Here is a 13,559-nt window from a genome sequence, read left to right on the forward strand (position 1 = left end):
CGATCAGGTCTTAGAAGCCGAGCGCGAAGTGCTCTTCATCCATTTCCATCAGGTTGCTGGCGCCCGACAGCATGGCTTCGACATGCGTGCGGGTACGCGGCAGGATGCGCGCGAAGTAGAAGCGAGCGGTCTGCAGCTTGGCCTTGTAGAAAGCCTCGTCGCCAGTACCGGCAGCCAGCTTCTCGGCAGCCAGGCGCGCCATGTCGGCCCAGAAGTAAGCCAGGCAGGCGTAGCCAGAGTACATCAGGTAGTCCACCGAAGCGGCACCGACTTCCTCGCGATCCTTCATCGCCGCCATGCCGATCTTCATGGTGATATCGCCCCACTCCTTATTCAGCTTGGCCAGCGGCTCGACGAATTCCTTGACGGAATCGTTGCCTTCGTTGGCCTGGCAGAACTTGTGGACGATCTTGGTGAAGTTTTTCAGGGCGCCGCCCTGAGTCATCAGAACCTTACGACCCAGCAGGTCGAGCGCCTGAATGCCGGTGGTGCCTTCATACATCATCGAGATACGGCAATCGCGAACGTTCTGCTCCATGCCCCACTCGGCGATAAAGCCATGGCCACCGTAGATCTGCATGCCGTGGGAAGCGGCTTCGAAGCCCACTTCGGTCATGAAGGCCTTGGCGATCGGAGTGAGGAACGCCAGCAGCTCGTCGGCGGCTTTCTTCTCTTCTTCGTTCTGGCTGTACTTGACGATGTCCACCTGCTTGGCGGTGAAGTAGACCATGGCGCGGTTGCCTTCGGCGAACGCCTTCATGGTCAGCAGCATACGACGTACGTCCGGATGCACGATGATCGGGTCAGCGGCTTTTTCCGGTGCTTTCGGGCCAGTCAGCGAACGCATCTGCAGACGCTCGCGGGCGTACTTGATGCCACCCTGGAAACCGACTTCGGCGTGGGCCAGGCCTTGCAGCGCGGTACCCAGACGAGCGGTGTTCATAAAGGTGAACATGCAGTTCAGGCCTTTGTTGGCCGGGCCGATCAGGAAGCCTGTGGCGCCGTCGAAGTTCATCACACAGGTGGCGTTGCCGTGGATGCCCATCTTGTGCTCGATGGAGCCACAGGACACTGCGTTACGCTCGCCTACGCCGCCTTCGGCGTTCGGCAGGAACTTCGGCACGATGAACAGCGAGATACCCTTGGTACCGGCCGGAGCATCGGGCAGGCGAGCCAGAACGATATGGACGATGTTATCGGCCATGTCGTGCTCGCCCGCAGAAATGAAGATCTTGGTACCGGAGACCTTGTAAGTACCATCAGCCTGGGGTTCGGCCTTGGTGCGCAGCATACCCAGGTCGGTGCCGCAATGCGGCTCGGTCAGGCACATGGTGCCAGTCCACTCGCCGGATACCAGCTTGGTCAGGTAGGTGTGCTTCTGCTCGTCGGTACCATGCTCGCTCAGGGTGTTCATCGCACCATGAGACAGGCCCGGGTACATGCCCCAGGACCAGTTGGCGGAACCGACCATCTCGCTGACGGCCAGGCCGAGCGACTCAGGCAGACCTTGGCCGCCATGCTCGACGTCATGGGCCAGGCTCGGCCAGCCGCCTTCAACGAACTGCTGATAGGCCTCTTTGAAGCCAGTCGGGGTTTTCACACCGGATTCGCTCCAGGTGCAGCCCTCGGTGTCACCCACACGGTTCAGCGGAGCCAGAACCTGCTCGCAGAACTTGGCGCCTTCTTCGAGGATGGCGTCGACCATGTCTGGAGTGGCGTCCTGGCAGCCAGGCAGGCTCTGGTAGTGCGCTTCATAACCCAGCAGTTCGTCGCGAACGAAACGAATGTCACGCAAGGGGGCCTTGTAGTCAGGCATAACGGTAAACCTCTGCGGTGGATTCCTAGTAGTTGGGGTGACCGTCTTGGCGGTCGCTCTCGGGATCACTCCCGGCTGCCTGGCCACGAGGCTGCGGCCGAAGCAATCAAACAGGCGTTTGAAACATACGTTTACGCCAACCCCTTGTCAAGCGCTGCCAATCGGCCGACTACGCGACCAGATCGATGCGGGGCTCCGGCGCAGGCAATTCACCCAGTCGCCGATACAGATCAAGATTAGGCGCTGGCGGCGAAGCCTGCTGCGACTGCTCGGCGGACTGTTCATCGGCGGGTCGAGCCGTGTCATCCGGCTTGCCCTCCGCGTCGGTACCGCTGGCCTCGTCACGCCGCAACTCGGCCAGTTCGACGCGCGCCTGCGCCGCTTGCGCCTGGGCCAGAGCGGCTACGCGCAAGTCCTGCGGGGAAGGTTCGATGGGCGCGAGCGCTGCGCGCAGGACGATTTCCATCTTGCGTAGCGTCGCTTCGGGGTCATTGGGAATGGGAGCGGTATCGATGCTGACTTCACCGGAAACGGCGTAACGCTGCCCATCAGGGCCGCGCTTGAAACTGTAGGTCGGTGCTCCCGCGTATTGCCCGCCAACGGCAGCATGCGCCTGTTCGTGGGTACGGACCTCACGATCACGCTGCACGAGGTCGGCGATTTCCAGCTGTTGCTGGCGCTGCTCCTGAGGGCTTGGCTCGGATTTTTCTGCGCGGTTCGATGGGTTGGCCTCGCGATCCGCTTCCTCTCGACCGGATGCCGCGGAGTCGGCTTGCTGCTCCTGCGGCGCCGCAACAGGTGCCTGATCGGCACGGGCAATATCAGGGGAAACGTCGGACGACAGAGGCCTTGCCGAACTGACGGACGGCGCGGGAGTGAACGGTGGCAGGCTGCTGCCGATCTGCATGAGCGTCCTCCTGCCCCGCTGCTGGCCGCATCCGCGCGGCCGGGGTGAGACGACTTAAGCGCGGGTATCGATCAGGGTGCCAAGCACCTCGTCGGCGGTGTCGACGACACGTGCATTGGCGCGCACTTCGTTTTCACCGACACGCAGCGCCACGAGGCTTTCGGTCAGGTCAGGGCGGTTACGCTCGGATACCTGTGAACTCGGACTGACCTGATTCTGCGGTGGGGTCTGAGTAGACTGCTGCGACGGGTTGATGGTGTTGCTGGCGATATCACCGGCGGCTTGCTCGACACGGCGTTGCCCGGCCTGAATACCGTTCAAACCCGAATTGAATGCGTTGGCGGAGATTTCCATCGGCAGCCCCCTGAGGGATGTAGAACCTGATAACGGGTATTGAAGCAGAAATCGGCTAAAAAACGTACAGGCAAAAGGCTATGGTCAGTTTGCTGTTTATTACCAGTCAGCCAACAACTCCAGTTTGAGGTGTTCCGCCACCGCAGCGGCCGTCGCCTTGTCCAGGTGTGGCACACGCCCCAGGCAAGGCGCTGGCAGGCGCTCGGTGAGGGTGGCGAGATTTTCCTCCAGACGTGAGGTCTTCGGCTCGACGATATTGGCCACCCAGCCGGCCAGCTTCAGTCCATCACGCTCGATCGCCTCTGCGCTCAGCAGCGCGTGGTTGATACAACCCAGGCGTACACCCACCACCAGAATCACCGGGATGCCCAACGCCACGGCCAGGTCCGACAGATTTTCCTCACCGGCCAGCGGTACGCGCCAGCCGCCTGCGCCCTCCACCAGCGAGAAATCCGCGCCCCTGGCCAGGATCGCCTGCACCGGACGCAGCAGGCTGGCGACATCCAGTTTGATACCCACTTCGCGAGCCGCCAGGTGCGGGGCAATGGCGGGCTCGAAGGCCAGCGGGTTGACCTCTTCATAGTGCAGCGGCAATGAACATTGGGCGAGCAAGGCCAGCGCATCGTCGTTGCGCAGGCCATCGGCGGTTCGCACGCAACCGGAAGCGACCGGTTTGGCCGCTGCGGTGCTCAGGCCCTGCAGACGCGCCCTATGGAGCAGGCCAGCGGCGATAGTGGTCTTGCCGATTTCGGTATCCGTGCCGGTGACGAAGTAGGCTTGGGTCATCTGATCCTCATGGGAGCGAGCTCTGCTCGCGAAGCGGGTTGGCGAGCGAGGTCCATGCCTAAGAAGGTTTCTGCAGCACGCCGTACACCACCTGATAGGTGGCCGGCAGTCCCTGCGGCTGACGGAAGTGCTCGTAAGCCTCGATTAGCGCACGAATGCGCAAGCGCCCCGTCAGCCCACCCGGACGCCCCGGGTTGAGATTGTGCGCACCGAGGTCCTTGAGGGAGGTGGTCAGGCTGCGCAGATCAGGAAAGTGCAGAACTTCAGACTCGCGCTGCAGCGTAAGCACCTGCAAACCACTGGCCGCGCACAGTTGCTGATAATCCTCGAAATGGCGAAAACGATTGACGTGGACCAGGCCGTCGACCGCCAGCCAGCTATCACGCAGCTCCTGCAATGTACCGACACACAGGCTGGAGAACGCCAGCACGCCACCGGGACGCAACACCCGCTGCGCTTCGCTCAGCACGCGCGTGAAATCGGCACACCATTGCAGCGCCAGGCTGGAGAACAGCAGATCGACGCTGGCGCTTTGCAGCGGTAGCGCTTCGGCATCACCGGCGATGAAATGCGCAGCACCGCCCTGAGGCCTGGCGTGGCGCAACATGCCCTCGGCGATATCCACCGCCAGGCCCTCGCTCGGTGCATAACGTTCGGCCAGGGCGCGGGTGAAATGGCCTGTGCCGCTGCCCAGGTCCAGCCAGCGAAGCGGCTGTAGCGAAGCAGGCAAATGCGCCAGCAGCTGGTTGCCGACACTGCGTTGCAGCTCGGCCACCGAGTCGTAACTGGCTGCCGCACGGGAAAACGACGCAGCGACCTGACGCTTGTCCGGCAACGCCACATCTCCGTAGGGTGCGCCGTGCGCACCGGGGAACTCCTGAGGCGCCATACGCAGCTCAGACATCGCTGGCCTCACGGATGAAATCGAGCATCAAGACCGCCAGGGCATCTGCCTGCTCGCGCACGAAGGCATGGCCGCATTCTTCCAGCACGTCCACCTCACCCGCTGGCAACAGCGCCAGCAGTGCGTCGCCTGCCGCTGCTGGCACCAGCGCATCCTGCTCGGCCAGCAGGTGCAATTGCGGCCCGTTATACGCGGCCAGCGCAGCGCGATTGTCCAGGCTCGCCAGTAGGCGCAGCCCGGCCAGCAGAGCGGACTCGTCGCTGGTCGACAGATGGCTTTGCAACTGCCGTGACAGGCCGCGCGCGTCAGCGCCACCCTGGGCACAGAGCATGGCGAAACGTTTGAGCGTAGCGCCAGCTTTCTCCTGGCAGCCCTCGTAGAAGGCTGCGTAGGTCTGTGCCGGCATGGCCGTCGGCCAGGTATCGCTGGCGACGAAACAGGCATTGCTGGCCAAGGTGATCAAGCCACGGCAGCGCTTGCCACGACGCGCAGCCAGGGCGGCGGCCAGCATGCCGCCAAGCGACCAACCGGCCAGCCAGCAATCATGCGGCAGACGCGTATCCAGCTCGTCGAGCCAATCGGCAGCGGCCGCACTGCTCAGGCGCGGCAAGGCCGGCACCTGCACCTGCATATCGCCACCCAACGCCTTCGCCAGTGGTTGCAGCAAGGCGCCGTCCAGGCCCCAGCCCGGCAACAGAATCAGCGTCTCACGCATCGGCCTGCACCTGCGGCCAGCACTCGGCCAGCGCCTCGAGTAGCAGTTCGAGCTGCGCATCGCTGTGCGCAGCGGACAGGGTCACGCGCAAACGGGCGCTGCCAGCCGGTACGGTCGGTGGGCGAATCGCGCCGACCAGCAGGCCGCGATCCTTGAGCAGCGCAGACAGTTTGAGCGCACGCGCACTGTCGCCGACCAGAATCGGCTGAATCGGGGTGGGACTGTCCATCAGGCTCAGGCCGATCTCGGCGGCGCCCTGACGGAAGCGGGCGATCAACCGCTGCAAGTGTTCGCGGCGCCAGCTTTCGCTGCGCAGCAGCTCCAGGCTCTTCAACGTGGCGCAGGCCACCGCCGGCGGTTGGCTGGTGGTGTAGATGTAGGGCCGGGCGAACTGGATCAGCGTCTCGATCAGCTCCTCGCTGCCGGCGACGAAGGCGCCAGCGGTACCAAAGGCCTTGCCCAGTGTGCCGACCAGCACCTGCACGTCATCCTGGCCCAGACCGAAGTGCTCGACGATACCGCCGCCGGTGGCGCCCAGCGGGCCGAAGCCATGGGCATCATCGACCATCACCCAGGCCTGCGCGGCGCGCGCCTCGGCGCACAATGCCGGTAGATCGGCCAGGTCGCCGTCCATGCTGAACACACCATCGGTGACCACCAGGCAGTTGCCAGTGACCTTGCGCAAGCGGTTGGCCAGGCTCACCGCATCGTTGTGCAGGTAGCGGGAAAAACGCGCTCCGCAGAGCAGGCCGGCATCGAGTAGCGAGGCGTGGTTGAGACGATCCTGCAGTACGCTGTCGCCCTGCCCGAGCAAGGCGGTGACGACCGCCAGGTTGGCCATGTAACCGGTGGAGAACAACAGCGCACGCGGCCTGCCGGTGAACGCGGCCAGCGCCTCTTCAAGTTCGTGATGCGGGGTGCTGTGGCCGATCACCAGATGCGATGCGCCGCCGCCGACGCCCCATTTTTCCGCGCCCTGCTGCATGGCGCGGATCACTTCGGGGTGGTTGGCCAGGCCTAGATAGTCATTGGAACAGAAGGCCAACAGCTCCTGACCATCGGCGCGCACCTGCGGCCCCTGCGGGGTCTGCAACAGCGGGCGTTGGCGGAACAGATCGGCGGCCTGACGCTCGGCCAGGCGCGTAGCAAGATCGAAGCTCATGCACGTTTTCCGTAGAAGCGAGCGTGGCGAGCGAAAAACCAGGACAGGAGGTCATTCGCGAGCAGAGCTCGCTCCCACATAAAAGGAATCAGGCCGAAGCGGCGTTGTAGAACAGCTTGGAATCGCGCTGCTCGACCAGCGCCTGCTCGATGGCCGCCTGGTGCACCTCGTCGGCGTGCTCTTCGCGCTCCTCAGGCTTGATGCCGAGGCGCTTGAACAGGGCCATGTCCTTGTCCGCCTGCGGGTTGGCGGTGGTCAGCAGCTTCTCGCCGTAGAAGATCGAGTTGGCGCCCGCCATGAAGGCCAGGGCCTGCATCTGCTCGTTCATCGCCTCGCGGCCGGCAGACAGGCGCACGTGGGACTTCGGCATCATGATCCGTGCCACGGCCAAAGTGCGGATGAAGTCGAACGGGTCGACGTCCTTCTCCTCGGCCAGCGGCGTGCCCTTGACCTTGACCAGCATGTTGATCGGCACGCTCTCCGGATGCTCCGGCAGGTTGGCCAGTTGGATCAAGAGCCCGGCGCGGTCATCCACCGACTCGCCCATGCCGAGAATGCCACCCGAGCAGATCTTCATCCCCGCCTCGCGCACGTAAGCCAGGGTCTGCAGGCGCTCACCGTAGGTACGGGTAGTGATGATGCTCCCGTAGAACTCCGGCGAGGTATCGAGGTTGTGGTTGTAGTAGTCCAGGCCCGCGTCAGCCAGCGCCTGGGTCTGCTCCTGATCGAGGCGACCAAGGGTCATGCAGGTTTCCAGGCCGAGCTTCTTCACGCCCTTCACCATTTCCAGCACGTAAGGCATGTCCTTGGCGGACGGATGCTTCCACGCGGCGCCCATGCAGAAACGCGTGGAGCCGATGGCCTTGGCCTCGGCGGCCGCCTCCAGCACCTTCTGCACTTCCATCAGCTTTTCCTTGTCCAGGCCGGTGTTGTAGTGGCCGGACTGCGGGCAGTACTTGCAATCTTCGGGGCAGGCGCCGGTCTTGATCGACAGCAGGGTCGAGACCTGCACGCGGTTCGGGTCGAAGTGCTGGCGATGGACGCTCTGCGCCTGGAACAGCAGGTCGTTGAAAGGCTGCTCGAACAGCGCGCGAACCTCGGCGAGGCTCCAGTCGTGGCGGGTGGTGATTTCGGCGGTTGCGCTCATCTGAGAAGTCCTTCGACGCTTGGTGGCATCTGTTGTCAGGCCCACACGGGGCATTCAGGCTTTGGCCATCATAAGTGGCGATTGGATGCTGTCAACCACGATAAAGACACAGGTTTACATATGATCAATTAATAACCAATAGAACTTATGTCATGGCACAAGGCCAAATGCTTACCCCTCCCACAGGATGTTCTGCATGCAGGTTGAAGGTTTTTTTGAAGGGCTCGGCGAAGCGCTGGGTCGCGCCATCCGTTTCATCGTCGACATGTTGTCCGGCGTGCTAGGCGCCATGGCCGATGCCATCGACGACTTTCTCCAGGGTATGGCCAGGGCCATTGGCATGGACGTGTCGATCTTCAGCATCATCCTGCTGATCATCGGCCTGCTGTTCCTGTTCAGCGGCGCTCGTTCACTGCTGCGCGGCTCGATCATCGGCGGGGTGATCTGGCTGTTTCTCGGCCTGATCGTCATGGGCTGGCTCATCCGCTGACGCGAACTACACTTCTGGCACTACCGCTCATGGATGAGCCGCGATGCCAGCGTTCGCCCCAACCCTCCTGCAACGCCTCCCCTGGCTGCGACCGCGCCGCCATTGCCAGCTTTGCGACGAAACCACCGATCACCCCACGCACGCGGTCTGCACGGCTTGCGAGGCAGAGTTGCCTTGGCTCGGTGCGCATTGCCAGATCTGTGCGGTGCCATTGCCGGCCCACGGCATGATCTGCGGCGCCTGCCAGAACAAGCCGCCGAGTTTCAGCCGCGTGGAGGCGCCCTGGCGCTATGCCTTTCCCGTCGACAATCTGATCACCCGCTTCAAGCATCAGGCGCAATGGCCATACGGCCGTCTGCTCGCCGAACTGCTGGCTGAACACCTTCGCCATGCCTATGACGAAGGCCTGCCACGACCCCAGGCGCTGTTGCCCGTTCCACTGGCGCGCAAGCGCCAGCGGCGACGCGGCTTCAATCAGGCGCAGATGCTCGCCGAGTGGCTGAGCACCAGCCTCGACCTGCCGGTAGAGCGAGACTGGCTTCAGCGCCGTGTCGATACGCCCGCACAGCAAGGGCTGGATGCCGCGACGCGCAAGCGCAATCTGCGTCAGGCCTTCAGCCTGGAACTGCAGGCCAAGGTGGCTGGCGCGCACCTGGCGCTGGTCGACGACGTGCTCACCACCGGCGCCACGGCGGGCGTGCTCGCCCATCTGCTGCGTCGCGCCGGCGCCCTGCGCGTCGATGTGTATTGCCTGGCCCGCACGCCACGGCCGGGCGATGGCTGACTTGACGCGCCAGGCGCAGTCACGCACCTTGCCCGACATCCTTCCTGGCCACGCCTCAATCATGTCGCAGCTCGATCCCCTCGCCCAACTGCTCAGCCGCCGCCCGAAACGCCTGGCCCTGCTCGAGCAGATCGCCGAACAAGGCTCCATCACCCGCGCCGCCAAAGCCGCCGGGCTGAGCTACAAGGCCGCCTGGGACGCCATCGACGAGTTGAACAACCTCTCGGAGCAGCCCCTGGTCAGCCGCAACGTCGGCGGCAAAGGCGGCGGCGGTGCACGCCTGACACCCGCTGGCGAACGTCTGCTGGCACTGCAACAACGCCTGCAGGCGCTGCAGGTGCAACTGCTGCAGGCCGCCGGTGACGACGCCGACCTGGCGCTGCTCGGCCGCCTGATGCTGCGCACCAGTGCGCGTAACCAGCTCACCGGCCGCGTGCGCGCGATTCACGCCCACGGCCACAACGACCTGATCGATATCGAACTGCCCGGCGGCAGCCGCCTGCAAGCGCAGATCACCCATGACAGCACCGAGAACCTGCAACTGAGCGAAGGCAGCGGCGTGGTCGCCCTGATCAAGGCTGGCTGGCTGGAACTACAGCCACTCGATGCACCGCCAGCAGAACAGCACAATGCTCTCGAAGGCCGTATCGAACAGATTCTGCCGGCCAGCGACGGCCCCAGCGATGTGCGCATCAGCCTGCCTAATGGTCAAACCCTGTGCGCCCTGCTCGAATCCGCTCGCCTGGCCGAGCTGGGCCTGCGCGTCGGCGACCCGGTGCGCGCACAGTTCGCCGCCAGCCAGGTGCTGCTCGGTACGCAACTGTAGGGCGGCTGCAACTCGCTAATAACGCCAACGGCGGGCTACACCCGCCCTAGGTTCAGCGCAAGCCGGTAGACTGGGCGCCCACTCACGCGGAGCCGTTCATGAGCCATCCCTTTTCCACCCTCACCCCGGATCTGGTGCTCGATGCCGTGGAGAGCCTTGGCTACCTCAGCGACGCCCGCGTATTGGCACTCAACAGTTATGAGAACCGCGTCTATCAAGTCGGCATCGAGGACGAAACACCGCTGATCGCCAAGTTCTATCGCCCGGATCGCTGGAGCGATGCGGCAATCCGCGAGGAGCACAGTTTCAGCGCCGAGCTGGCCGAGCAAGAGGTCCCGGTGGTGGCGCCACTGGCGCGCGATGGCGAGACACTGTTCGAGCACGGCGGCTTCCGCTTCGCCCTGTTCCCGCGCCGGGGCGGCCGCGCGCCGGAGCCGGGCAACCTCGACCAGCTGTACCGCCTTGGCCAGTTGCTCGGACGCATGCACGCCATCGGCGCCAGTCGTCCTTTCGCTCACCGCGAAACCCTGGCGGTGGACAACTTCGGCCATGCAGCCCTGGCCTCTCTGCTCGACGGCGGCTTCGTGCCGCGCAGCCTGCTGCCGGCCTACGAGTCGGTAGCGCGCGACCTGCTCGCCCGCCTCGATGAACTCTTCGCTCGTGTGCGCTACACGCCGATTCGCCTGCACGGCGACTGCCACCCAGGCAACCTGCTGCACCGTGACGACGCCTTCCATGTCGTCGACCTCGATGACTGCCGCATGGGCCCGGCGGTGCAGGATCTGTGGATGATGCTTGCCGGCGAACGTCATGAACGCCTTGGCCAATTGGCCGAACTGGTCGACGGCTACCAGGAATTCCACGACTTCGCCGCCCGCGAACTGCCGTTGATCGAAGGTCTGCGCGCGCTGCGCCTGATGCATCACAGTGCTTGGATCGCAAGACGCTGGGACGACCCCGCTTTCCCTCTGGCCTTCCCCTGGTTTGCCGGCGAGCGCTACTGGGGCGACCAGATTCTCGCCCTGCGCGAACAGATGGCTGCACTGGATGAAGAGCCGTTGCGACTGTTCTGAGCCGATGACATCCGGGAGCGCAGTTCCCGGACTGCATCCGGGCTACGCACCGACCGCGCCAAGCCCTCGCACCCATACAGTTGCGCGCACCGCGTAAAGTTTGCCTTACGACTTTGCCGGCGTTTCGGTATACATAAAAAGCTGAACGGACAGACAAGGCAGAGGCCAGAGCGCTAGAATTTCGCGGCAACCGTTAGCTGCCTAACCAAGGATTCTCGATGGCCACCGCCAACCCGCAACGCGGGTACGTTCTGGGCCTTACCGCCTACATCATCTGGGGCCTGTTCCCGCTCTACTTCAAAGCCCTGCAAAGCGTGCCGGCGATGGAAATCATCGTGCACCGGGTGCTCTGGTCCGCGCTGTTCGGCGGCCTGCTGCTGCTCGTCTGGAAGCACCCTGGCTGGTGGCGCGAGCTGCGCGACAACCCCAAACGCCTGGCGGTGCTGGCCGGCTGCGGCCTGCTGATCGCAACCAACTGGCTGGTGTACGTATGGGCGGTGAACAACGACCGCATGATCGAGGCCAGCCTGGGCTACTACATCAACCCCTTGATCAACGTATTGCTCGGCCTGCTGATTCTCGGTGAGCGCTTGCGTCGCCTGCAGTGGCTGGCCGTGGCCCTGGCCGCGATAGGCGTGCTGCAACAACTGTGGCAGGTCGGCAGCCTACCCTGGGTATCGCTGGTGCTGGCGCTGACCTTCGGCTTCTATGGATTGATCCGCAAACAGGCGCCTGTGGCGGCACTGCCCGGATTGGTGGTGGAAACCTGGTTGCTGGTGCCGGTAGCGTTGGCCTGGCTGGTTTTGCACCCTGCGGCGATGAGCAGCCAGGCAAGTTTCTGGACCAGCAGCGAAGCACTCTGGCTGGCCGCCGCCGGGCCGATCACTCTGGTGCCGCTGGTGTGCTTCAACGCCGCGGCGCGGCATCTGCCCTACACCACGCTGGGCTTCCTGCAATACCTGGCTCCGACCCTGGTATTGCTGCAAGCCATCTTGCTGTTCGATGAGCACTTCTCGCCGAGTACCCTGCTGGCCTTCGCCTGCATCTGGGCGGGGCTTTTTGTGTACAGCCTGGATATCTGGCTGAACCTGCGCAAGCGCTCGACGCAGTAAAAGGCTGGTGCGCACAGCGGCACCCTACCCGCGCCTGCGAATCTCGTAGGGTGTCGCGGGGCCGCCCAGGCTATGCGCACCGGGGTCGATAGGGCACTGAGCAGAAAACGCTCAACTATCCCCAGGCCGCGTCAGCCTTGAGGCTGAGCGTGTCATCCCCGGCTTACCCACAGACCCATCCCCGGCATTTGTGCACAAGCCTTTGATCCTGTTGAATTTTTAGCCAGACAATGAAAAGCCCCGGGACACTAGACAGTGCGCCGGGGCTCCCCAGTTTATCCACAGGCTGATCCACGCATACCGTGGATATCAATCCTCAGCGCGCAGATTCAGCTCCACCATCAGGTCATCGGCCAGGGTTTCCAGGCGTGCCTGCAATTGCTCCAGGGGCAGGGTCTCCGGCACGGCCAGCAGCGCTTCGGCGGTGAACAGCAGTTCGCCGCTCATCGGCGCAGGCGCCACCTCGGTCAGCAGGCTCTCCAGATTGACGCCCTGTTCGGCCAACACGCGAGTGATGTCGCGGACGATACCGGGCCGGTCGTTACCCACCAGTTCCAGGCGAATCGCGCTGAAGCGCCCGCCCGGCTCGCTGCCGCTGGCCGCCAGTTGCACGCGAATGCCTTGCGCGCTGAGGGCTTCGAGCGCCTTAATCAGGCCGCCGTGGGCCTCGGCCGGTACATCCACACGCACGATCCCGGCGAACTGCCCGGCCATGCGCGCCATGCGGCTCTCCAGCCAGTTGCCGCCGTGGGTCGCTACACAACCCGCCAAGCGCTCGACCAACCCGGGTTGGTCCTCGGCAATCACCGTCAGTACCAGATGATCCATGTACTACCTCACTCGTTCACACAGGGTTCGAAAAGGTCAGCCGCGCAGCGACAACCAATAGGTGAAGAACTGTTCGTCACGCACGTAGCCAAGCCGCTCGTAAAGGCTCTGGCCGGCTAGGTTGGTTTTCGCCGTTTCCAGTTGCAGACCACAAGCGCCGGTTGCCTCGGCATGTGCGCGGGCGGCGTTCATCAATGCCTCGCCAACGCCGCAACGGCGCGCGCTTTCGTCGACATACAGATCGCTGAGCAACCAGGCCGGTTCCAGCGCCAACGAGGACTGAAAGGGATAAAGCTGCACGAAGCCCTGCGCCGCGGCCTGCTCGTCGCGGGCGATGAACAGTTGCGAATCACCGCGCTGCAGGCGCTGGCCAAGAAAGCTGGCAACTTCCGCCGCGTCCCGCGGAACTTGGTAGAAGCGCAGGTAGCCGACGAACAGACGGGTGAGATCAACAAGGTCGGCAGCAACAACAGCGGATACCGTCATGGCAGGCTCCAGAATGACTGAAAGGCAGTATAGGCGAGGTGGCGTAGGCCATATCGGCGCACTTGTCAGCAGCCAACTCAATTAATCGTGTACGATTTTGATTATTTTGTGGAACAATAGCGCACTTTTTTGCACGCACAGCGCACTAAATGTGACCATAAATAGTCTT

The 13,559-nt window shown here is 63.7% G+C and carries 15 protein-coding genes; 5 read left to right on the plus strand and 10 right to left on the minus strand.

The window, feature by feature from the left end:
- Positions 1-10: 10 nt before the first annotated feature.
- The 8 genes from RTH74_RS13165 to bioB all read right to left on the minus strand — a co-directional run bounded on the left by RTH74_RS13165 (position 11) and on the right by bioB (position 7,791).
- On the minus strand, positions 11-1,816 hold the full coding sequence (locus RTH74_RS13165) for a phenylacyl-CoA dehydrogenase (protein ID WP_316914951.1): 1,806 nt from the start codon (positions 1,814-1,816) through the stop codon (positions 11-13).
- 169 nt (positions 1,817-1,985) lie between these two features.
- A complete protein-coding gene (locus RTH74_RS13170; protein WP_316914952.1) occupies positions 1,986-2,723 on the minus strand; it encodes a putative metalloprotease CJM1_0395 family protein in 738 nt (245 codons plus the stop codon).
- A gap of 54 nt (positions 2,724-2,777) precedes the next feature.
- Positions 2,778-3,077, minus strand: a complete 300-nt coding sequence (locus RTH74_RS13175) for a hypothetical protein (RefSeq protein WP_316914953.1) — start codon at positions 3,075-3,077, stop codon at positions 2,778-2,780.
- A 99-nt stretch (positions 3,078-3,176) separates the two neighbouring features.
- Positions 3,177-3,863, minus strand: coding sequence for a dethiobiotin synthase (bioD, locus tag RTH74_RS13180; RefSeq protein ID WP_316914954.1), 687 nt, complete (start codon positions 3,861-3,863; stop codon positions 3,177-3,179).
- A gap of 58 nt (positions 3,864-3,921) precedes the next feature.
- Positions 3,922-4,752, minus strand: a complete 831-nt coding sequence (gene bioC / locus RTH74_RS13185; RefSeq protein WP_316915091.1) for a malonyl-ACP O-methyltransferase BioC — start codon at positions 4,750-4,752, stop codon at positions 3,922-3,924.
- A 7-nt stretch (positions 4,753-4,759) separates the two neighbouring features.
- Complete coding sequence (locus RTH74_RS13190) at positions 4,760-5,482, minus strand: alpha/beta fold hydrolase (RefSeq protein WP_316914955.1); 723 nt, start codon at positions 5,480-5,482, stop codon at positions 4,760-4,762.
- Positions 5,475-6,644, minus strand: a complete 1,170-nt coding sequence (gene bioF / locus RTH74_RS13195; protein WP_316914956.1) for an 8-amino-7-oxononanoate synthase — start codon at positions 6,642-6,644, stop codon at positions 5,475-5,477. The genes RTH74_RS13190 and bioF overlap by 8 nt, the downstream gene beginning before the upstream one ends.
- Positions 6,645-6,732: 88 nt before the next feature.
- Positions 6,733-7,791 (minus strand): biotin synthase BioB, encoded by a 1,059-nt coding sequence (gene bioB, locus RTH74_RS13200; RefSeq protein ID WP_112210867.1) that lies wholly within the window; start codon positions 7,789-7,791, stop codon positions 6,733-6,735.
- A gap of 196 nt (positions 7,792-7,987) precedes the next feature.
- On the opposite strand from bioB, the gene RTH74_RS13205 reads away from it, so the two are divergent.
- From RTH74_RS13205 to rarD, 5 genes are all read left to right on the plus strand, one after another.
- Positions 7,988-8,281, plus strand: coding sequence for a hypothetical protein (locus RTH74_RS13205; RefSeq protein WP_017675774.1), 294 nt, complete (start codon positions 7,988-7,990; stop codon positions 8,279-8,281).
- A gap of 43 nt (positions 8,282-8,324) precedes the next feature.
- Complete coding sequence (locus RTH74_RS13210) at positions 8,325-9,065, plus strand: ComF family protein (RefSeq protein ID WP_316914957.1); 741 nt, start codon at positions 8,325-8,327, stop codon at positions 9,063-9,065.
- A 61-nt stretch (positions 9,066-9,126) separates the two neighbouring features.
- Complete coding sequence (locus tag RTH74_RS13215) at positions 9,127-9,891, plus strand: TOBE domain-containing protein (RefSeq protein WP_099526054.1); 765 nt, start codon at positions 9,127-9,129, stop codon at positions 9,889-9,891.
- 98 nt (positions 9,892-9,989) lie between these two features.
- Positions 9,990-10,964: a serine/threonine protein kinase gene (locus tag RTH74_RS13220; protein WP_316914958.1), complete on the plus strand. Its 975-nt coding sequence runs from the start codon at positions 9,990-9,992 to the stop codon at positions 10,962-10,964.
- 218 nt (positions 10,965-11,182) lie between these two features.
- Entirely contained in the window at positions 11,183-12,076 is an 894-nt protein-coding gene (gene rarD / locus RTH74_RS13225; RefSeq protein WP_099525884.1) for an EamA family transporter RarD, read from the plus strand.
- Positions 12,077-12,385: 309 nt separating this feature from the next.
- Here the strand turns inward: rarD and RTH74_RS13230 are convergent, their stop codons facing one another.
- A complete protein-coding gene (locus RTH74_RS13230; RefSeq protein ID WP_112210872.1) occupies positions 12,386-12,904 on the minus strand; it encodes a glycine cleavage system protein R in 519 nt (172 codons plus the stop codon).
- 36 nt (positions 12,905-12,940) lie between these two features.
- Complete coding sequence (locus RTH74_RS13235; protein WP_099525886.1) at positions 12,941-13,390, minus strand: GNAT family N-acetyltransferase; 450 nt, start codon at positions 13,388-13,390, stop codon at positions 12,941-12,943.
- Positions 13,391-13,559 lie beyond the last annotated feature (169 nt).

The sequence above is a fragment of the Pseudomonas sp. zfem001 genome (genome assembly GCF_032621725.1).
Lineage (GTDB): Bacteria > Pseudomonadota > Gammaproteobacteria > Pseudomonadales > Pseudomonadaceae > Aquipseudomonas > Aquipseudomonas sediminis.